Source organism: Pigmentiphaga soli (assembly GCF_039541095.1).
In the GTDB taxonomy this organism is placed as follows: Bacteria; Pseudomonadota; Gammaproteobacteria; order Burkholderiales; family Burkholderiaceae_B; genus Pigmentiphaga; species Pigmentiphaga soli.
On sequence record NZ_BAABFO010000011.1, the window covers coordinates 44,216 to 70,408 of the forward strand.

Consider the following 26,193-nt stretch of genomic DNA (forward strand, 5'->3'; position numbering starts at 1 on the left):
AGCATAGAGTCGGGGCGTGGACTTCCTATGACTGCAATGTAACCAAATCTGTGATTTGGTTCGGCAAATGCGTCAATCCAGGGTGGACGATTGTAGCTTTGCTGGAGCGGTTACAAGTTACAAGTACTAACAGCGAGTAGCTAATGGTTTCATCCGAGCTTATTTCCAGTTTTTCCTTGTTTCAGTGTGTGCGGTGCAGCACGAGCCATTTGGGCGTCCGGAATCTTACGATGGCCCTATACAGCAGACAGTAAACAAGAATGAAACCCAGCAGAAATCCCACCAGCACATATTTCTGTGCCCAGAAGATGGTAGCCGGCATCACCGCGATCAGAGCAAGCGCCCACAAGTAAGGGGATGTCATGGCATTGCGCCGCAGCAGCACCCGGGCGTTGCGCTTGCCGATCGCCCAGCGGATGACCCGCTTGTAGATCAGCATGTGCAAATGCACCCCGTCGGGCACGCCGGGCGAGATCCCTCTGAGGTACTTCTTGCGATAGATTGAAAATACCGTTTCAAAAATCGGATAGATGAACAGCAGCGCCGGATACCAGGCCGACACCTGCGGATTGCGCGCCACCAGCAGGATGCCCAGCTCGGCCAGTACGAAGCCCAGCAGGTACGCTCCGCCGTCGCCAAGGAACACCATGCCGTTGGGGTAATTCCAGAGGAAAAATCCCAGGATGGCGCCGATCATGATGAGCGCTCCCCCCAGCACGAAGGGGTCGCCTACTTTGAACGCCACGTAGCCGAGCGACATGAACATCAGGATGGCGGTGACGGATGCCAGCCCGTTGAACCCGTCGATGATGTTGACCGCATTGACCATTCCCGCCACGCACACCACGCTCAATACGACCGCCAGCACCGGCCAGTGCGCCATCCAGCCGTCGATCAGCGCCACGTCCACCCGGGGAATGATGGCCCCGGCCAGCGTACAGCCGAGCAGCGCCGCCGCCGCCGTGGCGATCAGCCGCACGAAGGGGCGCACTTTCTTGGTGATGTCTTCGGCCAGTCCGCTGGCGAAAGCGATGAGGGAGGCGAGCAGCAGGGTCGTCAGTTGTCCGGCCAGGTAGCCGTCCCGCGGCCATAGCGCCGCCACCGCCAGCCAACAGGCCGCCATGATGGCCAGCCCGCCGATGCGGGGGACGGGCCGGGTATGGAATTTCTGCACGCCCTGCAAATCCGAGTCGGCCGCGATGGACCGTCGTCCGCTGCCGTAGCGCACGATGAACAGATTGATGACCAGGGAGGCGATGAAACTGACGGTGAGGTTGAGCATGCGCGCCGGATGAAACCGAGAAAGCATCGATAGGGCGGCGGAGCGGGGCTGCGCGAGGCAGCGCCGCGATGCTGCGAGCTCGCCCGGTATTGTATGACACCGTGCTTCGGCGCCGCGGGTATGCCACCCATCTGGACGAGGCCGGACGCCCCTCGGTCGTCCGCGCTACGGCGCATGGATGCCCCCCAAGGCGGTATTTGGCGGGCGGGTAACGCTGGGTTACCGTGGAAAAAGGCGCCGTCATCCTTATCATGGATAATCGGTATCGACTTTCTAGGGGACTTGCGTGACTGAATCTACACAGACTGCCGTCGACATCGCCGCTTCCGTATTCAAGGCCTATGACATCCGCGGGGTGGTGCCCGCCCCGCTGAGCGCGGGGTTCGCCCGTCTGCTGGGCCTGGCGCTGGCGGCCGAGGCGCGCAAAATGGGCCTCTCCAGGATAGTGGTGGGCCGCGACGGCCGCCTGAGCGGGCCCGAGCTGTCGGAGGCGCTGCAGGGCGGTCTGCTGGAAGGCGGCATCGACGTGATCGACATCGGCATGGTGCCCACGCCGCTGGTGTACTACGCGGCCAGCACCATGGGCAACGGGTCGGGCATCGCCATTACCGGCAGCCATAATCCCCCGGAGTACAACGGCTTCAAGATGATGCTGGGCGGCGTGACGCTGTTCGGGCCGGCCATTACCGCGCTGCGCGACGCGATGCTCGCGCCGCTGCCGCCGGCGCCGGCTACCGGCAAGCTCGAGCGCCGCGACGTGGTGCAGGATTACCTGGACCGGATCGTGGGCGATGTGAAGCTGGCGCGGCCGATGAAGATCGCCGTCGACGCCGGCAACGGCGTGGCCGGGCCGACGGCGGTGAAGCTGTTCCGCGCGCTGGGCTGCGAGGTGGTGGACCTGTTCTGCGACGTGGACGGCCGTTTCCCCAACCATCACCCCGACCCGGCCGACCCGCACAACCTGGAAGACCTCACGCGCTGCCTGCGCGAAACCGATTGCGAGCTGGGCCTGGCGTTCGACGGCGACGGCGACCGGCTGGGCATCGTGACGAAATCGGGACAGATCGTCTGGCCCGACCGCCAGCTGATCCTGTTCGCGCGCGACGTGCTGGTGCGCAACCCGGGCGCCGAGGTCATCTACGACGTGAAGTGCACCCGCTTCGTGGCGGAGGAAGTGCGCAAGGCGGGCGGCCGGCCGCTGATGTGGAAGACCGGCCATTCGTTCATCAAGGCCAAGTTGAAGGAAACCGGCGCGCCGCTGGCCGGCGAGATGAGCGGGCACATCTTTTTCAAGGACCGCTGGTACGGGTTCGACGACGGCCTGTACGCCGGCGCCCGGCTGCTGGAGATCGTGTCGCGCGCGGCCAACCCCTCGGCGATGCTGGAGATCCTGCCCCAGGCCAAGTCGACGCCGGAACTGAAGCTGGAGACGCGGGAAGGCGAGCAGTTCGACCTGATCGAGCGCTTGCAGCGCGAAGGGCGGTTCGAGGGCGCGCGCGACGTGGTCACGATCGACGGCGTGCGGGCCGAGTATGCCGACGGTTTCGGCCTGGCGCGCGCTTCCAACACCACGCCGGTGGTGGTGCTGCGCTTCGAGGCCGACGACGACGCGGCGCTGGCGCGCATCCAGTCCGCCTTCCGCGAGCAGTTGCTGCGCGTGAAGCCGGACGCCAGGCTGCCGTTCTGAGGAGCCCGGCATGAAGGAATCTGTTGGCGTGTCGGGCCCGGTGGCGTCGCCGGCGCCCTTGGCCGAATGCCCCGAGTGGCGGGCCTTCCTGCAGGCCGCGAAGGCGGCCGACCGCGGCGCGCAGGTGCTGCGCGTGGTGGAGGCCGCCGGCCTGCACCTGGACCTGAGCGCGCAGGCGTGGTCGGAAGACCTGCGCCAGGCGGGCGAGGCGCTGCTGGCCGCGCGCGGGTTCGACGACGCCCGCCGCACGCTGCTGGAAGGCGGCATCGCCAACGTGACCGAGCATCGCGCGGCCTGGCATACGGCGCTGCGCGCCGAGCCCTCGCCGGTGCCCGAGGTGGGCGTGGAGCGCGACCGGGTGCGCGCTTTCGTGCGGCGCGTGGATGGCGATGGGCGCTACAAGTCGGTGCTGCACATCGGCATCGGCGGCAGCGACTGGGGGCCCAAGCTGGTGGTGAGCGCGCTGGGCTATGCCGGCGCGCGGCGCGAGGTGCGTTTCGTGGCCAATATCGACGGCCATGCGATGGAGGCCGGGGTGCTGGGCCTGGACCCGCATGCCACGCTGGTGGTGGTGTCGTCCAAGTCGTTCTCCACGATCGAGACCATGCGCAACGCCGAGCGCGCCATCGAATGGCTGCGCGACGGCGGCGTGGCCGAGCCGATGGCGCAGGTGGCGGCGGTCACGTCCAACGTGGCCGCGGCGCAGAAGCTGGGCGTGCCGGCGGAGCAGATTTTCCGGTTCTGGGACTGGGCCGGCGGGCGCTATTCGGTGTGGTCGTCGATCGGGCTGCCGATCGCGCTGGCGCTGGGCGCCGAGGCGCTGGACGGCCTGCTGGAGGGCGCGGCGGCGATGGACGCGCATTTCGCGCGGGCGCCGCTGTCGGGCAATGCGCCGGTGCAGCTGGCGCTGGCCGGGCTGGCCAATCGCTCGGCCTTCGGCTATGCCACCTACAACATCGCGCCGTACGACGCGCGGCTGGGGAACCTGGTGCCCTATCTGCAGCAGCTGGAGATGGAATCCCTGGGCAAGTCGGTGGACGTGGGCGGCGCCACCGTCACGGTGCCGACCGGGCCGGTGGTATGGGGCATGCCGGGGACGGACGGGCAGCACACCTTCTTCCAGTGGCTGCACCAGGGGCCGGAGGGCGCGCCGGTGGATTTCATCATCTGCCGCGAGGCCGATCATCCTTATCCCGAGCATCATCGGCTGCTGGTGGCCAATTGCCTGGCCCAGCGCGAGGCCTTGCTGCGGGGCAAGAGCGTTGCCGAGCTGGTGCCCGAGCAGCGGACCAAGGCGGCGAACGACGACGAAGCGCGTTGGCTGGCGTGCCACAAGGCGCATCACGGCGGGCGGCCTTCCAACCTGATCGTGCTGCCGCGGCTCGCGCCGCAGGCCTTGGGCGCGTTGCTGGCCTTGTACGAGCACAAGGTGTTCGTGCAGGGGGCCGTGTGGGGCATCGATGTTTATGACCAGTGGGGCGTGGAGTACGGGAAGGTGCTGGCCACGGGGATTGCCGCTGAACTGGGCGGCGGGCCGGCTGGCGAGCATGACGTGTCGACGGCGTATTGGGTGGGGCGGTGGAAGTAGCGGGGATTGACTTCGGTTTTCCCTGACGGATAAACCGGCGCCGTCCCTCTGACCCAATTCCGTGATCGCCGTTCCGGCACCTTGATGGGCGACGAACTGCAGCTGCATATACTAGAACTAGAATTGCCGAAGGCAGAGCGGCCGGGCCGACTGCCTGCGGCTCTGGCCGCATGGGTCGCCTGCTTTCAGCACGGACAAGAGGACGCCATCATGGATGATGTCACCCATCCGCCTGTACAACAGACCGTGCGGCGGCTCAAGGTTCTGAGTATGGACGATCAGGCGCGGCGTCGGGCGTTCGTGCGTGAGCGGCCATGGCCGATGAAATCGCGGCATTGAGATATGCGACTGAAGAAGGGCTGAAGCGGGGCCGCCAGGAAGGCCAGGCTCGACAGTTGGAACGCTTGCTGACCCATAAATTCGGCCCCCTGCCCGCAGCCCTCCTCCAACGTTTGCAGACAGCCTCACTGCAAGACCTCGACGCCTGGGCCCTGAAAGTCTTGGACGCCACTTCCCTCGAAGCGGTGTTTGATCATCAACAAAAAATGGGCGGCGCGCAATCTCGAGAACCCCACCGCCTGCGGCCAGATGATGCCCAGGCTTTGCCCAGCGGCAGCGGCGATCCCATTACCGCGCCTTCCAACTGGTCCATGAACAGCGGGCCGAGGGTGCGGGTGCCGGGGTTCAGCAGGGCGACGCCGCCGTTGTCGCCGAAAGCTATAAGTTCTTAATCTTTACTTCGCCGTCCGGAAAACGCGCGATGACTTCCAACTGTCCCCCCATTGCCTCGACATGGCTGCGCAGTGTGGAGAGGTACATGTCGGTGCGTTTCTCCAGCTTGGCGATCGAAGGTTGCTGCACCTGGAGACGCTCGGCCAGTTCCTGTTGGGACAAGCCTCGCGCTTGACGGAGCTCGTTCAGCGGCATTTCCTCGAGCATGGCCCGGGCCTTTGCCGCTGCGCGTGCCTGTGACTCGGAAGACATGCGGGCACGCAGTGTCGAAAATTTCTTAGCCATCGCTTGATCCTTCCGCCCTCAATTCTTCGAGGTGTTGGTCGTACAGCCGATCCGCGATCGGAACATAGAGGTCGTACCAGCGATCGTTTCCCGTTTTGTCCGCACCTATCAACAGAATGGCCGTCCGCCGAGGGTCGAACGCGTATAGCGTGCGAAAAGGCCGCCCATCGTGCTGCGTTCGCAGTTCCCTCATATGGCCATGCCTGGACGTGCCGATCCCGCTGCTGTGTGGAAAGCCGAGCGAAGGCCCAAGGGCTTCAAGCAATTGCACCGAAGCGGCTACGGACTCCTGTTCATCTGCACGCAGCGTATTCCACCAATGACCGAATTCGTCGGTGTACTCGACCTGCCAACGCATTGATTATAGCCTCGAAGGAATATTCCCGCCATGGAATGATCGCGGTGTGCCGCACAGGGGCAACACCGCGATTCACCATAGATGCCTTCGAGGCCGGAGGCGAGTTGGGATAGCTACGATTGGCGAAAATGATCCCGGGCCGCCGGCGCTACGCCCGCACTTCCTGCCGCTGGAACACCACATACCCCAGCGCAAACAGCAGGATCACCCCGGCGATCAACCCCACCGCCTGCGGCCAGATGATGCCCAGGCTCTGCCCGAGCGGCAGCGGCGATCCCATCACCGCGCCTTCGAGCTGGTCCATGAACAGCGGCCCCAGCGTGCGGGTGCCGGGGTTCAGCAGCCCGACCACCGCCTCGCCGAACAGCCGCGTGGGCGATATCCGCCCCAGCGCCTGTTCCCACTGCATGGTTTCCAGGCTGGGCTGGCCCAGCATCAGCGATACCGGATCGGGCGGCGCGATGGCCTGCGCCACGGCCGGCGCCAGCATGGGCCACAGCATCGTGAACAGCAGCCACAGCCCGAGCGCGGCCAGCGCCGAGGTGGCCGGCGAGCGGAACACGATGGACAGCAGCATCGCCACCGCCAGCCACACGCCCGCATAGGCCAGCGCCACCACCAGGAACAGCAGCGAGCGGGCGATTTCTTCCCCGCTGGGCGGCACGCCCAGCAGCAGGAGGCCGGTGCCGATCACCAGCAGCCACAGCGTGATGAGGCAGATCGCCAGCGTGCCCAGGCCCGCCAGGAACTTGCCCAGCAGCAGCGCGTCGCGGTAGATGGGCTGCGACAGGATGCGGCTGAGCGTGCGCCGGTTGTATTCGCTGTTGATGGCGTCGAAGCCCAGCCCGATGGCCACCAGCGGAATCAGGAAGCCGAGCAGTGACGCGAACGACGGCAGCGGCGCCTGGGCGGCGGTGAACAGCCGCAGGAAGATGAACGGATCCGACGCCGTGGTGCTGCGGATCTGCTGCACCACGCCGTACAGCGACGCCGCCGCGGTCAGCACGATCAGCCATTCCAGGATCCGCATGCGGGCGCTGGAAAGGTGGTCGGCCAGTTCCTTGACCGTGACGGTCTCGACCCCGTGCCACGGAGAGCCTTCACGCTGCATATCTATACTCCTCGGCGCCGCGCGCCTGACACGATGCATGAACTTGCTCCGCCCCATCCAGGGCACCGCGGATCCGGCTTCGCCGGTCCGCCGGTGCCGCCCCTCGAGGGGCGCGCGAAGCGCGTAGGGGCGGGCTCATTGACTTTGGAAGAAGCGGTTGTAGATGACGTCCAGGCTGGGCTGGTCCACCGACAGCCGGTACAGCTGGCCGCCGGCCTGCACCACGGCGCGCGCGGCGTCGGCCCGCACGTCGTGGTCGGCCAGCAGGCGGTAGTGCTGCGGGTCGGGCTGTTCGAGCTGGTAGACGCCGGGAATGGCGCGCAGGTGCCCGGCCAGGCCCTGGCCATCGGCTTCGACCGCCACCGCGTAGCCGCCGCCCAGCACCTGCTTGGCCAGCGCCGGCACGGTGCCCATCAGCGCGATGCGGCCGCGCTGGAACAGCGCCACGCGGTCGCAGATGCGCTGCATGTGTTCCAGCAGGTGCGAGGACAGCAGCACCGACACGCCCTCGGCCGCCAGGCTGCGCACCAGTTCGAGGAATTCCTCGGTGGACTGCGGGTCCAGGCCCGACGTGGGTTCGTCGAGGATGGCCACCTGGGTGCCTTTCATGACGATCTCGGCCAGCCCCAGGCGCTGCCGCATCCCGCGCGAGAAGGTCGCCACGCGCTTGTCGGCCACGTCCTGCAGCCGCACGCGCGCCAGCGCGGCGTCGATGGCGGCGTCGCGTTCGCCGGCCGGCATGCCCAGCAGGCGCGCGGTGTACGACAGGTTCTCGCGCGCGGTCAGGTGGTCGTAGAAGCCGACCGCGTCGGGCATGTAGCCGACCTGCCGCTTGACGGCCAGCGGCTCGCGCTGCGGGTCGCGGCCCAGCACGCGCACGCTGCCCGCGCTGATGTCGGTCAGGCCCAGCAGCATCAGGATGGTGGTGGTCTTGCCGGCGCCGTTCGGGCCCAGCAGGCCGAACACTTCGCCGCGCTCCACCGTGAAGGTGATGTGGTCGACGGCGGTGGTGGCGCCGTAGCGGCGCGTGAGGCCGTCGGCCTGGATGACGAGTTCGCTCATCGCCGTCCGAACCTCGCGACGGCGCCCACCAGCACCAGCACGGCGATGGCGATGATGACCGCGCCGGCGATGCCCCACAGGGTGGACGTATGGACGGTGATGCGGAAGTCGCCCGAAGCCGACTGGCCGCCGGACGAGGCGCGCACCGTGGCCATGTAGTCGCCGGCCAGCGATTGCTTGGACGGCGTCAGCTTGGCCTGGGCCTCGGCATGGCCGCCGGCGGCGATCTGGTCGATGGTCTTGGGCTCGAATTCGATCTCCCAGCCATTGGGCGCGGTGGCCGACAGTTCGACGTTGGCGGCGGGCGCCGAGCCGTCGTTCTGGATCACCACGGGAACGGTGCTCGCCGTGCCGGCGGTGGCGTCGGCGCTCATCAGGCCGTCGCGGCCGGAGATGCGCAGCGAGGGCTGGCCGATGATCTCGAGCGACAGGTCGGCATTGGCGCTGGCGTCTTGCGCCTGGGCCGAGATCTTGATCGGGAAGCTGCCGGGCTTGACGTTGGACGGCGGCCGCACGCTGAGCTTCATGTCTTTCGACTCGCCGGCCTTGACCGGCACCGAGGTGAGCTGCTGCGTGCCGTAGCCCTCGGTGAACGAGGTGTCGAAGTACTGCGGGGCGTCGGCGCCGAGCGTGACCAGCAGGTCTTTGCCGCTATCGTTGCGCAGGCTGAACTGGTAGTCGAACGAGGAGCTGGGGCCGCCGCGCAGCGCGGGCAGCTTGGAGTCGATGACCAGCTTGGCCGGCAGCTGGTCGGCCAGCGCCACGTCGATCGGCAGCCGTACCGTGCCGGCCGGGCCTTCGGCCAGCACCGTCAGGGTGTGCGGGGCCTTGGGCGCGTCGGCCGGCACTTCCACGCGCAGCTGCAGCAGCACGCTGTTGTCGGTGCCGGGCATGGCGGCCGACACCGGCTGGCCGCCGCCCAGCAGCGTGGCCTTCCAGCCTGCGGGCACGTCGGTCACGCGCAGCGCCATGCGGCTGGGCGCCACGCCGCGGTTGGCCAGCGTGAGGCTGATGTTGGAGGTGGTGCCGGGCTGCAGGGTGAGGGACGGATAGTCGGTGGTCAGGAACACGCCGGTCGGGCGGCTGCCGCTTTGCGCGTAGGCCTGCGCCGAGAACATCGCAAAACACAAGATGAGAAAAGACAGGATCTTTCGCATGGCATTTGTTCTGGGTTCTTGGTGGGCCAGGCTCGGCCGTGGCCGCATCCGTTCGTTGATGAAAGACCGCGGCCGGACGGCTGGGGCGGCGATGCGGCTAGAGCGCCCCGGCACACGGACACGGTGCGGAAATTGGCAGGAAATGTAATGGAAAGTTGCGGCCGGCTTGTTTCAAAGTGAAACTGACAGGGCGCTGTCTATGTGTTAGGAAATGCTCGCGCGCCCGGAAGGCCCTTGGCGCGCCGTCGCGCCCACCCTGGATCGGCGTTTGCGTGGCCGTCAGCTCGAATAGCGGCGCAGGGCCTCGCGGTTGAAGGTAAGCCCCAGTCCGGGCCGGTCCGGCACGAGCATCTGCCCGTCCTGGATTTGCAGCGGTTCCTCGAAGATGCGGTACAGCCACGGCATGTATTCGACAGTTAGGCCGTGCGGGAACGCCGCCACCAGGTGAATGGACACTTCCGGGTGGCAATGGCTGACCACGGGCATGTTGAACGCTTCCGCCATGGCAGCGATTTTCTGCCACTGCGTGATGCCGCCCGCGCGCAGCACGTCGACCATGACGATATCCACCGAACGCGCCTCGATCATCTGGCGGAACGCCGGCAGCCCGTACACGTATTCGCCGCCGGCGATGGGGGTGGACAGCGCATCGGTGATGCAGGCCAGCCCCTGGTAGTCGTCATGGCGGGTCACGTCTTCCAGCCAGAACAGGCGGGTGTCTTCCAGACGCTGGCCGATGTCGATGGCCTGGTGCACGCTCCAGCGCTGGTTGACGTCGCACATCAGGTCGATGTCAGGGCCGATGGCGGCGCGGATGGCGCGGATGCGTTCTACCTCGCCGCGCGGGTTCGGCGGGCCGGGCAGCGCGAGCTGGGTTTTCATCTGGCGAAAGCCTTTTTTCACCAGGGTGGCGGCGGCCTCGGCCACCTGGTCCAGCGATAGCGTCCGGCCCAGCGCGCCGCTCGCATACGTGGGCACGCGATCGCGGCTGCCGCCCAGCAGTTTCGACACCGGCAGGTTGGCGACCTTGCCTTTGATGTCCCACAGCGCGATGTCGAGCGCGGACAGCGCCAGCGTGAATATGCCGCCCGGCCCCGCGCCGCCGGCCGCGCCGCGCAGCTTTGCCGCGATGGTTTCCGCGCGCAGCGGGTCGTCGCCGATGATCAGCGCCCCTAGTTCGTCGATCGCCGTCCTGAGCGCGCCGGTGATGGCCCAGCCGAAAAACGAGAAGCCGATGCCTTCCAGCCCATCGTCGGTCCTGACCGTGACGGTCACGAAATTGCGCGTGCCGGCGGCCGGCGCCGCCGGGTTGGCCAGCGGTTCATCGGCCGGCAGCCGGACGATGCTGGTTTCGATGTGCGAAATCTTCAAGTTGAAACCTTTCTGGTCGGAGGGCGGCGCTCACTGCACGGCGATGTTGGCGGCCTTCACCACTTCCGGCCATTTCGCCACTTCCGCGGCAAAGTATTTCTTGAAGTCCGCCGGGCTCGTGCTGACGAGGTCGATGCCCTGCGAGGCAAAGCGGCTTTTCAGTTCCTCCGAAGAGACCACCGTCCGGATGTCGGCGGCGATTTTCTCGACAATCTCCGGCGGCGTGCCGGCCCGCACGAAAATGCCGTTCCAGTTGTCGAACTCGAAGCCGGGCACGCCGGCTTCGGCCATGGTCTGCACATCCGGCAGGATGGACGAACGCCGCGGCCCGCTGGTGCCCAGCGCGCGCAGCCGTCCTTCCTTGATCATCGGCAACACCGGCAGCAGGCCGCCGAAATAGGCTTCGATAGTGCCGCTTACCACGTCGTTGATCGCCTGCGGGCCGCCTTTGTACGGCACGTTGGTGAGCTTGATGCCCGCCATCAGGTTGAACAGCTCCATGCCCATCTGGCTGGCGCTGCCCACGCCGCCGGTGGAATAGCGGATCTGGCCCGGCCTGGCTTTCGCCAGCGCGATCAGTTCGCGGGTGTCCTTGGCCGGCACCTGCGGATTGACGGTCAGCACTTCGCCGCGCGACACCACCTGCGTTACCGGCTCGAAATCGCGCAGCACGTCGAACGGCAGTTTGCGGTAGCGGGCGGGGCGCGCCGCGAGCGAGCCGGCGGCGTACAGCAGCGTGTATCCATCGGGGGCCGACTTGGCCACCAGTTCCTCGCCGATCAGCCCGGCCGCGCCCGCGCGGTTGTCGACGATGACGGACTGCCCCCAGATCCTGGAAAGCCTCTCCGCCAGCCCGCGCGCCACCACGTCCATGCTGCTGCCGGCCGTCGTGCCGACGACCACGCGCACCGGCTTGTTGGGATAGTTCTGCGCTTGCGCCGTGGCGGCTGCGAGCGCGCCGGCCGCCAGGGCCAGGCACCATGTCCGAACCTTCATGCTTGTCTCCTCTCTTTCTGTTTTCTAATTGCCGGACTGCTTGCGCGCCGTGCTTCGCCCGAGTTCCAGCGCATGGTTGGAGCGTTCGGGTTTGGGCATCAGCCAGCGGAAACCGCGTTCTATCGCTTCGACGATGTTGTTCCTGTCGATGTGCGGATGGCCGCACGCCACGCCGTGCGCCTTGCAGATGGCCAGGATCTCGTCGATCGCCGCGGTCACGGTCGGATGGTCGTACTGCCGCGGCAAGCCCAGGCTTTGCGACAGGTCGCCTTCTCCCACGATGACGGCGCCGATGCCCGGGACTTCCTCCAGCATCTTCGGCAGGTTGGCGATGCCGGCAGGGTCCTCGCACATGATGGCGACCAGGATTTCGCCTTTCGGGTCGAGCGGCCATACGTCGGCGCGCTCGTAGTACTCCTGTTGCGAAACTCCCCAGTAGCGGGCGGCATTGCGCGGGCTGTCGCCGCGCAGGCCCGGCGGCTCGAACCGCGGCGCTTCGCGGGGCCTGGGATAGCGGCAGGCGGCCACCGCGTTGCGCGCTTCTTCCACGGTGCTCACATGCGGCCAGATGATGCCGTACACGCCGATGTCGAGCACCTGCTTGGCGATCCATTGATTCATCTCGCCGCCGTTGGGCGGTATGCGCACCATGGGCGTGACCGGTGGCGCGACGCTGCCCGTCTTGGCGATGCGGCGCGGATCGAGCATGTACTGCAGGCAGTCGCGCAGCCCCTTGATGTCGTAGGGGTTGTGCTCCATCTCGAACGCCATGCCGTCATAGGGATCGCCGGCGATCTCCTGCGCCCGGGCGATGTCGAAATTGCTCATGCACACGAATGCCGGCCCGCCTGACTCGAGCGCGCGGATGACGCCGTTCAATCGCGGTATGCTCATGGCTGGCTCCCCCTCCTTGTATTCGCTGGAATGGAGGGCCATGCTACGTTTCGCCGCCCGGCGCGTCTAATGAGAGAATTGCTCGTTGGCATAACCTTACGGTTATCTGCAATGAGCAATCCGCGCTTTCTCGGCCACCTCAAGACCCGGCACTATCAATTGCTGGTCGCGCTGGACGATTGCCGCAACGTCGGCAAGGTGGCGGCGCTGTCCAACGTCTCGCAGCCCGCGGTGTCCAAGATCCTCGCCGAACTGGAAGCGGGCTTCGGCGTCAAGTTGTTCGAACGCCTGCCCAAGGGGCTGCATCCCACGATCTACGGCCAGTGCCTGATCCGCCATGCGCGCAACGCGCTGGCCACGCTGAGCCACGTCACGGACGAACTGCACGGCCTGCTGTCGGGCGACCGGGAACGCATCAGCGTGGGCACCAGTCCGCACGCCACCATCGGCGTGGTGCCGGAAAGCCTGGCGCTGCTGAAGCAGAAATTCCCCGGCACCACGGTCGTGGTCCGCGAAGGCGCCACCGAGGCGCACCTGACCGACCTGTGGCTGGGCAAGATCGATATTTTCATCGGCCGCATTCCCCTCGATTGCCCGGCCGAACTGAGCGTCAAGGTGCTGTCGTCCGAGCCCATGCTGCTGGTGGTGGGCACGCGCCATCCGCTCGCGCGGCGCAAGCGTATCCAGTGGATGCACCTGCAAGGCTATCCCTGGGTGCTGCCGCCCATCGGCACGCCGCTGCGCGAGCCGCTGGACCGCGCCCTGCAGGAGCATGGGCTGCCCATGCCGCGCGACCGCATCGAGACCCTGTCGGTGCACACCATCCAGGCCTATCTGAACCGCACCGATGCGCTGGCCATCCTCGCGCCGCAGGTCTCCCACTATTTCGAGAAGCTCGGGCTCATCAAGGTGCTCAAGCTGCAACTGCCGCATGTGGCGCGCTCCAGCGGCATGGTCTGGTACCAGAAGCGCGCCTCCGCCACGCTGCGCGCGTTCATGGAATGCGTGGAGGCCAGCTATTCGAAGCTGGCCGTGGCTTAGAGAAGATGGTTGCTTACCTCAAGCCCAAGGCACGCAGCCACGCATCCACCTGTCCGAAGGCATCCACTTGCCACTGTTCCGGCGTGCGCTCGCTCAGCACCTGCGTATCTTCGACAAAATGCCGCACGCAGGTCGGGCCAAAGCCTTCGGCCGTATCGAACTTACTGGCGATGTGCTGGTAGCCGGCAAGTCCGCTGGCATGTCCAAGCAATGGCCGGCAGTCCTCGGCCAGTGCCTGCGGGCCGCCGGGATAGTTACGGACGCAGTAGTAGATATCGTAGGCGTCCTTTTGCTTGTAGCGACCCGCGATGGCATGTCCCTTCATGGCCAGCAATGCGGGAATGGAGCACACGGCCACCTCCACGCGGTTGGTGCCGCCATGAGGCATGGAGCCGACGATTGCCACCATCTGGTAGAAGCGGATGGCCAAGTCCGCGCCGTCTGCCCCTTGCACCGCGAAGTTGCTGATCAGAGGAGGCACATTCTTGACGAGTTGAGCATCTCTGGGCCTCAGGAAGTCGATCATCACGTCAATGGAGGGGCCGCCGTCCTTCGGCTGGATATTGCGCACGAGCTGGAAACGCCTCAGTTCCTTCCGCTGTGCATAGCCATGGCCCAGCAACTCTTCCACCAAATTGGCGTATTCGCCATCCCCGAGCGCCTCGGCATCCAATCCCAGATCCAGGTCCAGTGTTCCGACGTGGGGCATTTCTTCGTTGTCGCCCAGCAGCAGCCAGGGGACTACCCCGCCCACGACAGCAAACTTGCCCTTGAAGCTGCCGAGAATCTGTCCAATCTCGATCAGAACGGACTTGACCGCCGCGGTGGTCCGGTCGTCGTAGTCCGAGGCGAATTGCGGGTCGCCGGGTGTCATAGGGACCATTGCAATTTCTCTTTCCGAAGATGTTCAGCTGCCTCGCGGCCACGTTCTCCAGCATGGGCAAGATCCAAGTAAGTTTGAACAGGGCTCGTGCAGACGATGCCTGTCGCGGGCTTGTCCGTATCGAGGAATACGCCCAAGTCGTCGAGCACGGTCACAACGACGTTCTCGCCCTTGCCGGCTGGTGAAAGGTGCAAGGCCGTTTGCAGCTGCTGCAGGCCCATCTTGTCGGCATAGAAATACTGGATTCCCGTGCGGCTGTAGGCCGCGAGCCACTGGGCCGCAGAGAACGTGGCCAGCGCCACTCTCCCCGTTTCTGCCGAAGAGGCTGGCATGGCGCGCAGGGCCTCTGTAAAGGCTGAACCGTGCAAGGTGGTATAGAAGGTTTGACGTTTTCCTGCTGGCGGCTCGTAGGCTTCGCGCCAGGCGTCCAGCAGTGCATCAGGGTTCGACAGAAACACCCCCTCATCAGCCACCTGCGCCCACTCCCGCTCCACCAGAGCCGTGCGCACGTTGCTCACATGCCCCAAGCTGACATGGGCTGCCTGGGCCAGCTCCGCCACCCGCCAGGGCCGGTTAGGCTCGCGCAGCATCTGCCGTAGCACTTGCGCGGATTTGGGCTTGAATAGGGAGCGCAGTTCGCGCCGCTCCGCGGCAGGTTTGCTGGCGACCTGGCGAGCAATGAAGAAGGTGCCGAACGCCAGCCGCGCGTTGCCTTCCAGATCCAGGAACGCAACGTCGTACTCGCGACACAAGGCCTGGGCCTCGGCCGACAGGTAAGGCGCTATGAACACCGGTGTGACGGTCTCCGCTTGGCGTGCCGCGTAGTCTTTCAGCATGAGCAGCGCTGGCCGCACTTGCCGAGGCTGGCCACTGGCCTTCACTTCAGCGACCAGGGTATGCCGGCGACCGAAGATGTCGATGTGAGCGACGAGGTCGATAGAGCGCTCGCCTGCGGTTGATGGACGGCGGATCTCCAGGCGCTCGATAGAAGGGATATGTTCCAGGATGCGGTGAAGCATCTCGGCAGCTTGCCCTTCGATTTTCACTGGATCTATGGATTTCAACATAAAGTGAAAATGCCATGATTAGTGAAAGTTCACAAGTAATTTCACCAAAAACCGAATTTCAACATTCGATGAAATCAAGAATTTGGTGAAATCCGCCTGGGCGGCCGGGGGTCCGGCCCCCACCCCGCTATCGAGTGGACAGCGTGGCCCGCAGCGAAGCGTTGAGCCGGGCCAGCAGTTCGGCCATCCGGACGCGGTCGTCGTCGGGCCAGCCTTCGAACAGCAGGGCCACGCGGCCGATGCGCATGTCGCGCATCTGGCCGGCCGTTTCCAGGCCTGCCGGGGTGGCGCGGATCAGCATGCTGCGGCCGTCGGCGGGATTGGGCAGGCGGTCCACCAGCCCGCGTTCGGCCATGGCCGCCACCTGCCGCGTTACCGTCGAATCGTCCAGCAGCAGCCGTTCGGCCAGCGCCGTCACCGGCAGCGGGCCGTCGCGTTCGAGCAGCGCCAGCAGCAGGTATTGCGCGCGGTCCAGCGGGTAGCGGCGCTTGCGCTGGACGGCTTCCAGGGCGCGCGCGAGGTAGGCGAGTTCCTGCTCCAGCACTTCGATGCCCGGCGGTTGTCCGGGCGGTTTGCCTGGCGGCGTCATGGGGCTCCTCCGGGCGGCCGGCCGGGGCCGCCTTCCTTGTTGCGTGCGCGGATCGCGCGTTTGTAAGATGCCTGTATTATGCACGCGACGTTCCGGCTCGTGCTTTCAGCTTGCTATCAGTAGATATCTGCATAATACAGATAAATCATGGGGCGCAACGCCCCGTCTCGCAGGCTCGCACAATCATGAAGGCACACGCTTCTTCCGCCAAGGCCGGCGGCCATGGCGCCGGTCCGCATTCCCCCGCCCATCATGCCCCGGGCCATCCGCGGCCGGCCAGCCACAAGTGGATGGTGCTGAGCAACACCACGCTCGGCATGCTGGCCGCGGCCATCAACAGCTCGATCCTGCTGATCAGCCTGCCCGCGGTGTTCCGCGGCATCGGGCTCAAGGCGCTCGATCCCGCCAATATCGATTACCTGCTGTGGGCCATCATCGGCTACCTGATCGTGACGGCGGTGCTGGTGGTGGCCTTCGGCAGGCTGGGCGACCAGTTCGGCCGCGCGCGCATGTACAACCTGGGCTTCGCGGTGTTCACCGCGGCTTCGATCGCGCTGGCGCTGATGCCGGGCAACGGCAACGGCGCGGCGCTGTACCTGATCCTGGTGCGCGTGGTGCAGGGGCTGGGCGGCGCGCTGATCATGGCCAATTCCACCGCCATCCTGACCGACGCCTTCCCGCCGCACCAGCGCGGCCTGGCGCTGGGCGTGAACATGATCGCCGCGGTGGGCGGGCAGTTCGTCGGCCTGATCATCGGCGGGCTGCTGGCCGATACCAGCTGGCGGCTGGTGTTCTGGATCAACGTGCCGATCGGGCTGGTCGGCACCGCGTGGGGGTTCCTGAAATTGCGCGACCACGGCGCGCGCGTCAGCCACCGCATCGACTGGGCCGGCAATCTCAGCTTCGCGGTGGGCCTGGTGCTGGTGCTGACGGCGATCACGGAGGGCATCCAGCCCTACGGCGGCCACGTGATGGCGTGGACCAGCCCCAAGGTGCTGGGCTTTTTCGTGGTGGGCGTGCTGGCGCTGGCGGCGTTCTTCGCGATCGAGCGCCGCGTGGCCAAGCCGATGTTCGATTTCCGGCTGTTCCGGCTGCGGCCGTTCGCCTACGGCAACCTGGCCAGCCTGGCCTCGTCGGTGGCGCGCGGCGGCCTGCAGTTCATCCTCATCATCTGGCTGCAGGGCATCTGGCTGCCGCTGCACGGCTACAGCTTCGAGGAAACGCCGCTGTGGTCGGCCATCTTCATGCTGCCGCTGACGGTGGGCCTGCTGGCGGCCGCGCCGTTCGCCGGCTACTGGTCGGACCGCGTGGGCGCGCGGCCGTTCGCGGTGGGCGGCATGCTGCTGGGCGCAGCCAGCTTCGGCGCGCTGATGGCGCTGCCGGCCGATTTCCCCTACTGGCTGTTCGCGCTGCTGATCTTCCTGAACGGGCTGGGCTCGGGGCTGTTCATCGCGCCCAACAGCACGCAGATCATGAATTCGGTGCCGCCGGTGGAGCGCGGCCAGGCCTCCGGCATGCGGGCCACCACGCTGAACGCGGGCATGGTGCTGTCCATTGGCGTGTTCTTCAGCCTGATGCTGGTCGGCCTGGCGGCGTCGCTGCCGCAGTCGATGGAGGCGGCGCTGGTGGCGCAGCACGTGGCGCCCGACGTGGCCCGCGGCGTGGCGCAGGCGCCGCCGGTGGCCAGCCTGTTCGCGGCCTTCCTCGGCTACAACCCGATGACCGAGCTGGTTCCGGCCGCCGCGCTGCATGCGCTGCCCGCGGCGAGCGCGGCAGAGATCACCGGCACGCATTTCTTCCCGCACCTGATGGCGGTGCCGTTCATGCACGGGCTGAAGCTGGCGTTCAGTTTCTCGATGGCGCTGAACCTGGTTGCGTGCCTCGCGTCGTGGCTGGGCGGCGGCAAGTTCGTGCACGATGGCGAGGCCGCGCACGGGCAGGGTCATGGACACGGGCACGGGAACGGGCACGCGCCGGCCGCGGGCTACGGGCCGCGCCGGACGGCGTAGCGGCCGCCGGCGCGGCGGGGGCGGGCAGGTTGGCGTTTGCTGCGCTGCGGTTAAACTTCGGCTTCCCGCACACTCGCCGCCCGCTATTTCCCCGTGCCCCGCATCCTTCTCGTCAAGACCTCGTCGATGGGCGACATCGTCCATGCCCTGCCGGCGGTGTCGGACATCATTCGCCACGTGCCGGATGCGCAGGTGGACTGGGTCGCCGAAGAGGCCTTCGCGGCGCTGCCGGCGCTGCATCCGGACGTGGCCGACGTGATTCCCGTCGCGCTGCGGCGCTGGCGCAAGAACTGGTTCGATGCCGGCGTGCGCGCCGAACGCGGGAATTTCCTGCGGCGGCTGCGCGCGCATCGCTACGATGCGGTGATCGATCTGCAAGGACTGATCAAATCGGCGCTGGTGGCGCGGCGCGCCCGCGGCCCCTTGCATGGCTGCGGCTTCCGCTCCGCGCGCGATCCGTTCGCCGCGCTGTTCTACGGGCATCGGCACCGGGTGGTGTTCGAGCAGTCCGCGGTAGTGCGCATGCGGCTGCTGCCCGCGCTGTCGCTGGGCTACGAATTCAGCGGCCCGCCCGATTTCGGCGTGCGGGCCGAGCCGCCGCCGGGGCTGCCGGCCCGCTATGCGGCGATCATGCCGTCGGCCAGCCGGGCCACCAAGCTGTGGGATGAAGGCCATTGGCGCGCCGTGCTGGCGCGCTTGCAGGTGGCCGGCTGTGCGCCGCTGCTGTTCGCCGGCAACGACGAAGAACGGGCGCGCGCGCAGCGGCTGGCGCAAGGCATCGAAGGCGCGCAGGCGCTGCCGCGCATGGGCCTGGCCGACGCCGCCGGCGTGCTGGCCGGCGCCGCCGTGGTGGTGGGCCTCGACAGCGGCCTGACCCATCTGGCCGGCGCGCTCGGGCGGCCCACGATCGGCATCTATGCGGACTACGACCCGGCGCTGGCGCCGGTGACGGGGGCCGGGTTCATCGCCTGCCTGGGCGGCCCGGGCAAGCCGCCGTCGGCGCAGGAAGTGCTGGCCGCGATCGGGCGGGCCTTGCCGGAGGCGGCGCGGTGAGCGCGGCCGCCGTGTGGCGCGGGCTGTATTCGGCGCTGTGGCGCCTGGCCGCGCCGTGGCTGTGGCTGCGCATCTGGCGCCGCGCGCGCCGCGAGCCGGCCTATGGCGCCTTCCCGTTCGAACGCTTCGGCCGCTATCGCCGCGAAGCCACGGTGCCTTCCTACGACGGCTACCGCGCCGCGCCCGTCTGGGTGCACGCGGTGAGCCTGGGCGAGACGCGCGCCGCGCAGCCGCTGATCCAGGCGCTGCTCGATCGCGGCCTGACGGTGCTGCTGACCCACATGACCGCCACCGGCCGCACCGAAGGCGCGCGCCTGTTCGAGCAGGCCATCGCCCAGGGCCGGCTGCGCCAGGCCTGGCTGCCCTACGACCTGCCCGGCGCGGTGCGGCGCTTCTTCCGCCACTTCACGCCGCGCTGCGGCCTGCTGATCGAGACCGAGGTCTGGCCCAATCTGATATTCGCCGCCCATTGGCATGCGGTGCCGATGGCGCTGGTCAGCGCGCGCCTGTCGGCATCGTCGGCGCGCAAGGCGCTGTACCTGAAGAGCCTGGCGCGCGCAGCCTACGGCGGGCTCGACCTGGTGCTGGCGCAAACCGCCGCCGACGCCGCGCGCCTGGCCGAGGTGGGCGCCCGCGCGCCGCAGGTGGTCGGCAACCTGAAATTCGACCTCGGCCTGCCGCCGGAGCAGCTGCGGGCAGGCCGGGACTGGCGCGCGGCGCTGGGCCGCCCGGTGGTGGTGCTGGCCAGCACCCGCGAGGGCGAGGAAGAGATGCTGCTGGCGGCGATCGCGCGGCGGCCGCCCGCCGGACCGGGCCCGGTGCCGCTGGTAATCCTGGTGCCGCGCCATCCCCAGCGCTTCGACGACGTCGCCGCGCTGTTGAAGGCCTCGGGCCTGCGCACCGTGCGCCGTTCGACGCTGGCCGGCTGGTCGGCCGCCGAATTGCCGTCCGACACGCAAGTCCTGCTGGGCGACAGCCTGGGCGAGATGCCGTTCTACTATTCCACCGCCGACGTTTCCGTCGTGGGCGGCAGCTTCGCGCCGCTGGGCGGCCAGAACCTGATCGAAGCCGCGGCCTGCGGCAGCCCGGTCATCGTGGGCCCGCACACCTTCAATTTCGCGCAGGCCAGCGAAGACGCCATCGCCGCCGGCGCCGCGCGGCGCGCCGCCGACGCCGCCCACGCATGGCAGCTGGCGCTGGAACTGCTGGCCGATGACGGCCGGCGCGAGGCGATGCGGGCGGCGGCGGCCGCGTTCACGGCCACCCATACCGGCGCCACGCGGCGGGTGATGCTGGCGATCGGGAACTGGATCAAGTAAGACGCTGCGACGCCTGGCACACGCCTGATAGCCCTACAGTACGTCCAGCTCAGGCACGCGAGAGATGATTTCGTCCGCCATGCGTTCAAAGTCGCGGTAGGCTTCTTTGACCGCGGCATGATGCGATCCGATCGCTCCGTCGGCGACGGAGAGTTCGAATACCGGCTTTCTTGCTTCCTGCGATAGGGGAATCAGGCTACGGTAATGCTTCAGCGTTGCGATGCACAGCGGGTCGGTGGCCGGGCTTAGCCCGGCCGGGGGCGATGCTTCCCTCAGAACGCTGTGCCGGAATTCCTCGGGGATCCGGTTGATCCATCGGTCGTATGCACGGACGGGCCGGCTGAGCCGCACGCTGTGCTGGTGCACGACATAGCCGAGGGGCTGCATACGGCCGGCGGGAAGCTCGAAAGAAGGGGCTGCCCAATTTTCCAGGCGCTTGTTCCATTCCGTGCGCCATCGATACAACGTGGGCCCCAGGTTCTTCAGGCCTTGCAGGGAAAAGAGGTCGGCGGCCAACGGAACGATCAGATAATCGGATGCGATGAGCGCGGAGCGGTTGATCGCGCCCAGGTTGGGACCGACGTCGATGAGGATGATGTCGGCCTCCATGCGCTTGGCCCCCAATTGGCAAACCTGCCAGAAGGCAGTCAGGACGCGGAATGGTCGGTACGGGGCCGTACCCATGCTTTGTACCCATTCCGTGGAAAGCTGGTCCTCGAATCCAGACAGCGAAAGATCCCCCGGAAGCAGCGAGAGCCCGCGCCTGATGCGTCGCAGCTTGGGCGGGAGCAGATCGCCCACTTCCGTCAATGGCCGGATGCATTGGAAGATCGTCTGCCCTTCGCCGGCATCGCCGCCGGGCATGTCCGTATCCCAGAGCTGTGCCAGGTCGTCTTCGTCCAGGAAGGCCGCGGTCAGGTTTGCCTGAGGATCGAGGTCGCACACCAACACGTTGAGCTGCTTGTTCGACAGCATCCACGCAAGGTGGTAGATCAGCGAGGTTTTGCCGACTCCGCCCTTGTTATTGAAGAACGTCAAGACCGGACATGTCATGGCATGGCTCCTGTGCCTTCCAGCCGGCACATGACGACTTGATCGGTGACGTCGAATACCGGGGGAGGGTTGCCGTTCTTCGCCAATTCCGATCTGGCGATCTGGATGCCGAAGCCGAACCGCTGCACGTAGCCCAGCACACGCAATGCCTCGGCCACGTTCGGATTGCGGTAGTCGGTAACGCCCGGCTGCCCGAAATTCTCGCGCGTTACCGTCCCGAAGGGCCCTCCGGGACTAATGATCTCGATGCGATCGTCGAACCAATAGACTTTGATGGGAGCATGGGTGGCTTCGTACGTCCGGTGCATGACGGCATTGCGGACAAGTTGCTGGAGCGCGACCAGCGGGTAACGCGGTTGGCGTTCTTCAATTGGGTTTTTGGTGAACTGCAACGATGTCCGGTTGTGGGCAGCAAGCTTTTCGTCGATCCTGCGCAGCATCTGCGACAGCGGACCGTCGATCGCGGCCTCGTCCACGATCGTATCCGACCACGCGCAGCCGTTGATTCTCAGGAACTGTATGTATGCGCCTGGGATGGCATCCCGGGTGCGGATGCCCAGCGTTAGCAATCCCACCACCGTCGGTGTGGGGTCGTCTGTCGAGGCAATCATTTTGCAGGCGGCCAGCCTTTGCTCGTAGCTTCTGCCGTTGGCATCCAGCACGTCGGGTGCGAATGCCGAAGGCAGGTATTCCTCTTCGAACAGCCGCCGGCTGAGATCGGCCAGCGTTGCCGTCGGCACGGGCTGCGCATCGAACGGCAGGTCGCGATGCCTGCGTTTTTCATTGAGGATGCGTTCGTCTTGCGCCGAAGCGATGGCTCGGCGCGGGCCAACACGGATGTGAATCCGGCCCTGGCACCGGACGGGGGGCGAATCCGATGGCGCTACCGTGATCACGGCCATCTCCGCTCCTCGCAGCAGGCGCTTTTCGACGAACAACGTCGGGGGCGGAACAATGTGGCCGTCTGTCTTGATGTCTGACAATTGGCGTAACAACTCGTCCGTGATTTGGATTCCGGACGGGCTGCCGTCGTCTTTGGCGCCGATGAAAACGACGCCCGGCCGCCGATGATTGGGCAGATCGTTGGCAAAGGCGCAGACGGCTTCGCGCGCCGTCTTGGGAGCGTTCCCTTTGAAGGATTCCTTGCGTTCGACCATATCCGACTCCAAATCATGGAGCATCGTTTCCAATTCATGGTCGTTATAGTGAGGCATCGGGCGAATCCTTTCCGAGGCCCGGCCCCGGATTGCCAGGGGCGGGCATGGATTCATTCTATGCGGTATCCCGAAGCGACGCAGCGATACGGGACGGCCTGCAGGCGCCGAATCAGAACTTGAACTTCGACACCGACACGCCGCGCAGCGGCTTGACCAGCGTTTCGAACAGCGAGGTGGTCTCGAAGCTGGCCGCGGTGGTGCGCACGATCAGCCAGGCGGTCATGACCGGCGCCTGGCCGACGATGATGACGAGCCGGCCGCCCACGCGCAGCTGGTATTTCAGGCTGTCGGGCACTTCCGGCACCGAACCGGTGACGAGGATGGCGTCGTATTCGGTGGAGCCCCAGCCCTTGCTGCCGTCGCCCACCTGCAGCTCGGCGTTGGTGATGCCGGCGCGCTTCAGGTTTTCCTTGGCGAAGGCCGACAGCCGGGGCAGGATCTCGACCGACGTGACGGTGCGGGCCTGGCTGGCCAGCAGCGCGGTCTGGTAGCCAGAGCCGGTGCCGATTTCCAGCACGCTGTCGGTAGGCTTGAGCGACAGTTCCTGTTGCAGGCGGGCTTCGACCTTGGGCGCCAGCATGCATTCGCCGGTATCGAAATCGTCGAACTTCAGCGGGATGTCGGTATCGGCGAAAGCCAGCGACCGCAGCGCCGGCGGCACGAATTCTTCGCGTTTGACCCGGAACAGCAAGTCCAGCACGTTCTGGTCGAGGACGTCCCACGGGCGGATCTGCTGCTCCACCATGTTGAAGCGGGCTTGTTCGATATCCGGCAGGTTCACTACGGCATTCATGACGGGAAAAGTCTCGGTTGGCGGCTGCGCGCGATGGCAGGATTTTACCTGTGACGGTGGAAACGGACAGTAACACCTGCGCCGGCGCCAACAGGCCGTGTCGCGGCAATGTCTTCCCCGGGGCGCAGCGTGCGGTGTTAGTCTAGGCGGCTCGCCGGGATCTGTCGCGCGCTAACAGCACGTTTCCGGTGGCAACGCGCCGTGCCGGCGCCGGGGCCGCGCGCCTCCGGCGGCGCGCAGCGGCGGTGTTCCGAAATTCTGGGTGTCCTGATGGCGGTCTCGTCCGAAATCCCGCAGGTTTTGCCCGGCCGCCCGATCTCGCGGTGGCGGCTCGACCGCTGGCTGACGGTGGCCGGCGTCCTGCTGGCGCTGGTTGTAGCGGCCGCTGCGGCTTCGCTGGTCGTCAACCTGAAGCAGCGCACGGTGGCCGCCAAATCGCGCGAGCTGACCACGCTGGCGCTGGTCTTGTCGCAGGAATGCGAGCGCGCATTCCAGGCCCTCGACGCCGTGCAGACCAGCGTGATCGAAGGGATGCAGGCGCAGCAGGTGACCACCCCGGAGGCCTTCGAGCGGGTGATGACCACGCACCAGGTGGGCAATGCGCTGCGCGACAAGATCGCCGCCCTGCCTTACGTGGACGCCATCACGCTGATCGACCGCCACGGCAAGCTGCTGAATTTCTCTCGCTATTGGCCGATCCCGCCGGTCAACGTGTCGGACCGCGACTACTTCAAGGCCCTGATGGCCGATCCGGAGCTCGACACCTTCCTGAGCGTGCCGGTTCCCAACCGCGGCACGGGCGCCTGGACGATCTATCTCGCGCGCAAGTTCCGGGCGCCCGACGGCACCGCGCTCGGCATGGTGCTGGGGGCGATCCGTCTCGATTACTTCGAGCAGTTCTACGGCGCCGTGCAGATGGGCGAGGGCGGCGCCATCAGCCTGTTCCGCAACGACGGCATGCTGCTGGTGCGTTCGCCGGCGGTGGGCACCGTGGGCCAGGCCTACCTGACCCCGGCGCAGCAGGCGGCTCGCCTGGACCGCGAAACCGAAGGCCGGGCGTTCGCCTCCACCAGCCCGGTCGACGGGCTGCGCCGCCTGGGCGTCGTCAATAGCCTGGAGCACTATCCGCTGAACGTGGCCGTCAGCGTGACCGAAGATGCGATCGGCGCGTACTGGAAGCCCGAAGCCTGGGCCATCGCCGGCAGCGCCGGGCTGCTGTGCCTGATCATCGGCCTGTGCGTGATACTGGCGCGCCGCCAGTTGCAGGCGCAGTACCGCCTGGCCGAGACCGCCAGCCACATGGCGCGCCACGACATGCTGACCGGCCTGCCCAACCGGCTGATGTTCAGCGAACGGCTGCGCGAGCGATCGTCGCGCGCGGGCAGCGGGCCGCCCGAGCCGGCGGCGATCCTGCTGGTGGACCTGGATTACTTCAAGACGGTCAACGACACCCTGGGCCACCCGGCCGGCGACACGCTGCTGCGCGCCATCGGCGACCGGTTGCAGCGCACGGCGGGGGCCGGCGCGCTGGTGGCGCGGCTGGGTGGCGACGAGTTCGCGATCCTGCAGGAGAACGCGCGGCCGCAAGACGCGCAGGCCCTGGCCAAGCGCATCGTCGAAACCGTGTGCGAGCCGTACAGCGTCGACGGCAACCGCATCGTGACCAGTGCCAGCGTGGGGCTGACGTTCTTCCCCGCGCACGGGGTGGACGGCGACCGCCTGCTGAAGAACGCCGACATGGCGCTCTACCGCGCCAAGGCCGACGGCCGCAATACCTGGCGCGTGTTCGAAATGGAAATGGACGAACAGATCCAGGCCCGCCGCGCGCTGGAGATGGCGTTGCGCGACACGTTGCAGAACGACGGCTTCGAATTGCACTACCAGCCCGTGGTGGACGCCTCGACCTCGGTGCTGCGCGGCTTCGAGGCCCTGCTGCGCTGGAAGACCGCGATGCCCGAATTCGCCAGCACCGCGCGGCTGGTGCAGGTGGCCGAGGAAACGGGCCTGATCGTGCCGATCGGCCGCTGGGTGCTGCGCGCGGCCTGTCGCCAGGCCGCCGCCTGGCCGGCGCCGGTGCGGGTGGCGGTCAACGTGTCGCCCTGGCAGTTCCGCGGCGGCGACCTGGTGGAGCACGTGCGCGAGGCGCTGGCGGAGTCCGGCCTGGCGGGCGACCGGCTCGAGCTGGAGATTACCGAGACGGTGCTGCTGCACGACTCGCCCCAGCTGCGCGCCACGCTGGAGCGGCTGCGCAGCCTGGGCGTGGGCATCGCGCTCGACGACTTCGGCACCGGGTATTCGTCGTTGAGCTATCTGCGGCGCTTCCCGGTGGACCGCATCAAGATCGATATTTCCTTCGTGCGGGAGATCTGCGAAACGCCGGAGGCCACGCGCATCGTGCGCTCGATCGTCGACCTGGCGCGCAGCCTGGGGATGAGCACGACCGGCGAAGGGGTGGAGTCTCGAAGGCAGTGGGAACAGCTGCGGCGTTGCGGGTGCAGCGAGATTCAGGGCTACTACGTGGGCCGGCCGGCGGCGGCGGAGCAGGCCGAGGCGTATTTGCTGCGCTATGGGTTTGCGGGGGAAGTGCGCCGGCGCGATGATGCGCCGGCCGGGGCGGCGCAGGGGGCGTAGCGCGGCCGGCCGGCT

The 26,193-nt window shown here is 67.0% G+C and carries 24 protein-coding genes; 9 read left to right on the top strand and 15 right to left on the bottom strand.

The genetic code is table 11. The annotated features are described in order from the left end of the window. Nucleotides 1–181: 181 nt before the first annotated feature. The gene (locus ABD927_RS12710) at nucleotides 182–1,282 is read right to left on the bottom strand and encodes an MraY family glycosyltransferase (protein WP_345249934.1); all 1,101 of its coding nucleotides are present in this window, start codon (nucleotides 1,280–1,282) and stop codon (nucleotides 182–184) included. 286 nt (nucleotides 1,283–1,568) lie between these two features. On the opposite strand from ABD927_RS12710, the gene ABD927_RS12715 reads away from it, so the two are divergent. The 4 genes from ABD927_RS12715 (at nucleotide 1,569) to ABD927_RS12730 (ending at nucleotide 5,288) form a co-directional block, all read left to right on the top strand. Continuing rightward, complete coding sequence (locus ABD927_RS12715) at nucleotides 1,569–2,969, top strand: phosphomannomutase/phosphoglucomutase (RefSeq protein ID WP_345249936.1); 1,401 nt, start codon at nucleotides 1,569–1,571, stop codon at nucleotides 2,967–2,969. A gap of 10 nt (nucleotides 2,970–2,979) precedes the next feature. Next, entirely contained in the window at nucleotides 2,980–4,557 is a 1,578-nt protein-coding gene (pgi, locus tag ABD927_RS12720) for a glucose-6-phosphate isomerase (protein ID WP_345249938.1), read from the top strand. A gap of 84 nt (nucleotides 4,558–4,641) precedes the next feature. Next, nucleotides 4,642–4,896: a hypothetical protein gene (locus ABD927_RS12725; RefSeq protein WP_345249940.1), complete on the top strand. Its 255-nt coding sequence runs from the start codon at nucleotides 4,642–4,644 to the stop codon at nucleotides 4,894–4,896. Then, the gene (locus tag ABD927_RS12730) at nucleotides 4,872–5,288 is read left to right on the top strand and encodes a DUF4351 domain-containing protein (protein ID WP_345249942.1); all 417 of its coding nucleotides are present in this window, start codon (nucleotides 4,872–4,874) and stop codon (nucleotides 5,286–5,288) included. The genes ABD927_RS12725 and ABD927_RS12730 overlap by 25 nt, the downstream gene beginning before the upstream one ends. Here ABD927_RS12730 and ABD927_RS12735 read toward each other — a convergent pair. The 8 genes from ABD927_RS12735 to ABD927_RS12770 form a co-directional block, all read right to left on the bottom strand. Continuing rightward, complete coding sequence (locus ABD927_RS12735; protein WP_345249944.1) at nucleotides 5,275–5,574, bottom strand: XRE family transcriptional regulator; 300 nt, start codon at nucleotides 5,572–5,574, stop codon at nucleotides 5,275–5,277. The genes ABD927_RS12730 and ABD927_RS12735 overlap by 14 nt on opposite strands. Continuing rightward, entirely contained in the window at nucleotides 5,567–5,932 is a 366-nt protein-coding gene (locus tag ABD927_RS12740; protein ID WP_345249946.1) for a type II toxin-antitoxin system RelE/ParE family toxin, read from the bottom strand. The genes ABD927_RS12735 and ABD927_RS12740 overlap by 8 nt, the downstream gene beginning before the upstream one ends. Before the next feature lie 148 nt (nucleotides 5,933–6,080). Next, complete coding sequence (locus ABD927_RS12745; RefSeq protein WP_345249948.1) at nucleotides 6,081–7,043, bottom strand: ABC transporter permease; 963 nt, start codon at nucleotides 7,041–7,043, stop codon at nucleotides 6,081–6,083. A 135-nt stretch (nucleotides 7,044–7,178) separates the two neighbouring features. Further along, nucleotides 7,179–8,105, bottom strand: a complete 927-nt coding sequence (locus ABD927_RS12750) for an ABC transporter ATP-binding protein (RefSeq protein ID WP_345249950.1) — start codon at nucleotides 8,103–8,105, stop codon at nucleotides 7,179–7,181. Then, nucleotides 8,102–9,262: a COG1470 family protein gene (locus ABD927_RS12755; protein WP_345249952.1), complete on the bottom strand. Its 1,161-nt coding sequence runs from the start codon at nucleotides 9,260–9,262 to the stop codon at nucleotides 8,102–8,104. The genes ABD927_RS12750 and ABD927_RS12755 overlap by 4 nt, the downstream gene beginning before the upstream one ends. 279 nt (nucleotides 9,263–9,541) lie before the next feature. Next, a complete protein-coding gene (locus ABD927_RS12760) occupies nucleotides 9,542–10,633 on the bottom strand; it encodes a mandelate racemase/muconate lactonizing enzyme family protein (RefSeq protein WP_345249954.1) in 1,092 nt (363 codons plus the stop codon). A gap of 30 nt (nucleotides 10,634–10,663) precedes the next feature. After that, nucleotides 10,664–11,629: a tripartite tricarboxylate transporter substrate binding protein gene (locus tag ABD927_RS12765; RefSeq protein WP_345249956.1), complete on the bottom strand. Its 966-nt coding sequence runs from the start codon at nucleotides 11,627–11,629 to the stop codon at nucleotides 10,664–10,666. A 24-nt stretch (nucleotides 11,630–11,653) separates the two neighbouring features. After that, on the bottom strand, nucleotides 11,654–12,523 hold the full coding sequence (locus tag ABD927_RS12770) for an HpcH/HpaI aldolase family protein (RefSeq protein ID WP_345249958.1): 870 nt from the start codon (nucleotides 12,521–12,523) through the stop codon (nucleotides 11,654–11,656). A 111-nt stretch (nucleotides 12,524–12,634) separates the two neighbouring features. Here ABD927_RS12770 and ABD927_RS12775 point away from each other — a divergent pair, with 111 nt between their 5' ends. Then, nucleotides 12,635–13,564, top strand: a complete 930-nt coding sequence (locus ABD927_RS12775) for a LysR substrate-binding domain-containing protein (protein WP_345249960.1) — start codon at nucleotides 12,635–12,637, stop codon at nucleotides 13,562–13,564. 13 nt (nucleotides 13,565–13,577) lie between these two features. Here ABD927_RS12775 and ABD927_RS12780 read toward each other — a convergent pair whose 3' ends face one another. The 3 genes from ABD927_RS12780 to ABD927_RS12790 all read right to left on the bottom strand — a co-directional run bounded on the left by ABD927_RS12780 (nucleotide 13,578) and on the right by ABD927_RS12790 (nucleotide 16,103). After that, entirely contained in the window at nucleotides 13,578–14,447 is an 870-nt protein-coding gene (locus tag ABD927_RS12780; protein ID WP_345249962.1) for a nucleotidyl transferase AbiEii/AbiGii toxin family protein, read from the bottom strand. Further along, entirely contained in the window at nucleotides 14,435–15,514 is a 1,080-nt protein-coding gene (locus tag ABD927_RS12785) for a type IV toxin-antitoxin system AbiEi family antitoxin (protein ID WP_345249964.1), read from the bottom strand. Before ABD927_RS12785 ends, ABD927_RS12780 begins: the two co-directional genes overlap by 13 nt. A 127-nt stretch (nucleotides 15,515–15,641) precedes the next feature. Beyond that, the gene (locus ABD927_RS12790) at nucleotides 15,642–16,103 is read right to left on the bottom strand and encodes a MarR family winged helix-turn-helix transcriptional regulator (protein WP_345249966.1); all 462 of its coding nucleotides are present in this window, start codon (nucleotides 16,101–16,103) and stop codon (nucleotides 15,642–15,644) included. 185 nt (nucleotides 16,104–16,288) lie between these two features. Here ABD927_RS12790 and ABD927_RS12795 point away from each other — a divergent pair, with 185 nt between their 5' ends. From ABD927_RS12795 to ABD927_RS12805, 3 genes are all read left to right on the top strand, one after another. Beyond that, on the top strand, nucleotides 16,289–18,112 hold the full coding sequence (locus ABD927_RS12795) for an MFS transporter (protein WP_345249968.1): 1,824 nt from the start codon (nucleotides 16,289–16,291) through the stop codon (nucleotides 18,110–18,112). 126 nt (nucleotides 18,113–18,238) lie between these two features. Beyond that, nucleotides 18,239–19,165: a lipopolysaccharide heptosyltransferase I gene (waaC, locus tag ABD927_RS12800; protein WP_425570254.1), complete on the top strand. Its 927-nt coding sequence runs from the start codon at nucleotides 18,239–18,241 to the stop codon at nucleotides 19,163–19,165. 11 nt (nucleotides 19,166–19,176) lie between these two features. Further along, nucleotides 19,177–20,484: a 3-deoxy-D-manno-octulosonic acid transferase gene (locus tag ABD927_RS12805; RefSeq protein ID WP_345250206.1), complete on the top strand. Its 1,308-nt coding sequence runs from the start codon at nucleotides 19,177–19,179 to the stop codon at nucleotides 20,482–20,484. Nucleotides 20,485–20,517: 33 nt separating this feature from the next. Here ABD927_RS12805 and ABD927_RS12810 read toward each other — a convergent pair whose 3' ends face one another. The 3 genes from ABD927_RS12810 to ABD927_RS12820 all read right to left on the bottom strand — a co-directional run bounded on the left by ABD927_RS12810 (nucleotide 20,518) and on the right by ABD927_RS12820 (nucleotide 23,547). Beyond that, on the bottom strand, nucleotides 20,518–21,537 hold the full coding sequence (locus ABD927_RS12810; protein ID WP_345249972.1) for a ParA family protein: 1,020 nt from the start codon (nucleotides 21,535–21,537) through the stop codon (nucleotides 20,518–20,520). After that, nucleotides 21,534–22,694, bottom strand: a complete 1,161-nt coding sequence (locus ABD927_RS12815) for an ATP-binding protein (protein WP_345249974.1) — start codon at nucleotides 22,692–22,694, stop codon at nucleotides 21,534–21,536. Before ABD927_RS12815 ends, ABD927_RS12810 begins: the two co-directional genes overlap by 4 nt. Before the next feature lie 169 nt (nucleotides 22,695–22,863). Continuing rightward, on the bottom strand, nucleotides 22,864–23,547 hold the full coding sequence (locus ABD927_RS12820; RefSeq protein WP_345249976.1) for a protein-L-isoaspartate O-methyltransferase family protein: 684 nt from the start codon (nucleotides 23,545–23,547) through the stop codon (nucleotides 22,864–22,866). Nucleotides 23,548–23,817: 270 nt separating this feature from the next. Here ABD927_RS12820 and ABD927_RS12825 point away from each other — a divergent pair, with 270 nt between their 5' ends. Beyond that, the gene (locus ABD927_RS12825; RefSeq protein ID WP_345249978.1) at nucleotides 23,818–26,178 is read left to right on the top strand and encodes a bifunctional diguanylate cyclase/phosphodiesterase; all 2,361 of its coding nucleotides are present in this window, start codon (nucleotides 23,818–23,820) and stop codon (nucleotides 26,176–26,178) included. Nucleotides 26,179–26,193 lie beyond the last annotated feature (15 nt).

What these genes read in the sequence shown, in the direction of transcription:
- ABD927_RS12710 (WP_345249934.1), bottom strand. Translation starts at nt 1,282, where the DNA reads ATGCTCAACCTCACCGTCAGTTTCATCGCCTCCCTGGTCATCAATCTG.
- pgi (WP_345249938.1), top strand. Translation starts at nt 2,980, where the DNA reads ATGAAGGAATCTGTTGGCGTGTCGGGCCCGGTGGCGTCGCCGGCGCCC.
- ABD927_RS12725 (WP_345249940.1), top strand. Translation starts at nt 4,642, where the DNA reads ATGGGCGACGAACTGCAGCTGCATATACTAGAACTAGAATTGCCGAAG.
- ABD927_RS12730 (WP_345249942.1), top strand. Translation starts at nt 4,872, where the DNA reads ATGGCCGATGAAATCGCGGCATTGAGATATGCGACTGAAGAAGGGCTG.
- ABD927_RS12735 (WP_345249944.1), bottom strand. Translation starts at nt 5,574, where the DNA reads ATGGCTAAGAAATTTTCGACACTGCGTGCCCGCATGTCTTCCGAGTCA.
- ABD927_RS12740 (WP_345249946.1), bottom strand. Translation starts at nt 5,932, where the DNA reads ATGCGTTGGCAGGTCGAGTACACCGACGAATTCGGTCATTGGTGGAAT.
- ABD927_RS12745 (WP_345249948.1), bottom strand. Translation starts at nt 7,043, where the DNA reads ATGCAGCGTGAAGGCTCTCCGTGGCACGGGGTCGAGACCGTCACGGTC.
- ABD927_RS12750 (WP_345249950.1), bottom strand. Translation starts at nt 8,105, where the DNA reads ATGAGCGAACTCGTCATCCAGGCCGACGGCCTCACGCGCCGCTACGGC.
- ABD927_RS12755 (WP_345249952.1), bottom strand. Translation starts at nt 9,262, where the DNA reads ATGCGAAAGATCCTGTCTTTTCTCATCTTGTGTTTTGCGATGTTCTCG.
- ABD927_RS12765 (WP_345249956.1), bottom strand. Translation starts at nt 11,629, where the DNA reads ATGAAGGTTCGGACATGGTGCCTGGCCCTGGCGGCCGGCGCGCTCGCA.
- ABD927_RS12770 (WP_345249958.1), bottom strand. Translation starts at nt 12,523, where the DNA reads ATGAGCATACCGCGATTGAACGGCGTCATCCGCGCGCTCGAGTCAGGC.
- ABD927_RS12775 (WP_345249960.1), top strand. Translation starts at nt 12,635, where the DNA reads ATGAGCAATCCGCGCTTTCTCGGCCACCTCAAGACCCGGCACTATCAA.
- ABD927_RS12780 (WP_345249962.1), bottom strand. Translation starts at nt 14,447, where the DNA reads ATGGTCCCTATGACACCCGGCGACCCGCAATTCGCCTCGGACTACGAC.
- ABD927_RS12785 (WP_345249964.1), bottom strand. Translation starts at nt 15,514, where the DNA reads ATGTTGAAATCCATAGATCCAGTGAAAATCGAAGGGCAAGCTGCCGAG.
- ABD927_RS12790 (WP_345249966.1), bottom strand. Translation starts at nt 16,103, where the DNA reads ATGACGCCGCCAGGCAAACCGCCCGGACAACCGCCGGGCATCGAAGTG.
- ABD927_RS12795 (WP_345249968.1), top strand. Translation starts at nt 16,289, where the DNA reads ATGAAGGCACACGCTTCTTCCGCCAAGGCCGGCGGCCATGGCGCCGGT.
- waaC (WP_425570254.1), top strand. Translation starts at nt 18,239, where the DNA reads ATGGGCGACATCGTCCATGCCCTGCCGGCGGTGTCGGACATCATTCGC.
- ABD927_RS12810 (WP_345249972.1), bottom strand. Translation starts at nt 21,537, where the DNA reads ATGACATGTCCGGTCTTGACGTTCTTCAATAACAAGGGCGGAGTCGGC.
- ABD927_RS12815 (WP_345249974.1), bottom strand. Translation starts at nt 22,694, where the DNA reads ATGGTCGAACGCAAGGAATCCTTCAAAGGGAACGCTCCCAAGACGGCG.
- ABD927_RS12820 (WP_345249976.1), bottom strand. Translation starts at nt 23,547, where the DNA reads ATGAATGCCGTAGTGAACCTGCCGGATATCGAACAAGCCCGCTTCAAC.
- ABD927_RS12825 (WP_345249978.1), top strand. Translation starts at nt 23,818, where the DNA reads ATGGCGGTCTCGTCCGAAATCCCGCAGGTTTTGCCCGGCCGCCCGATC.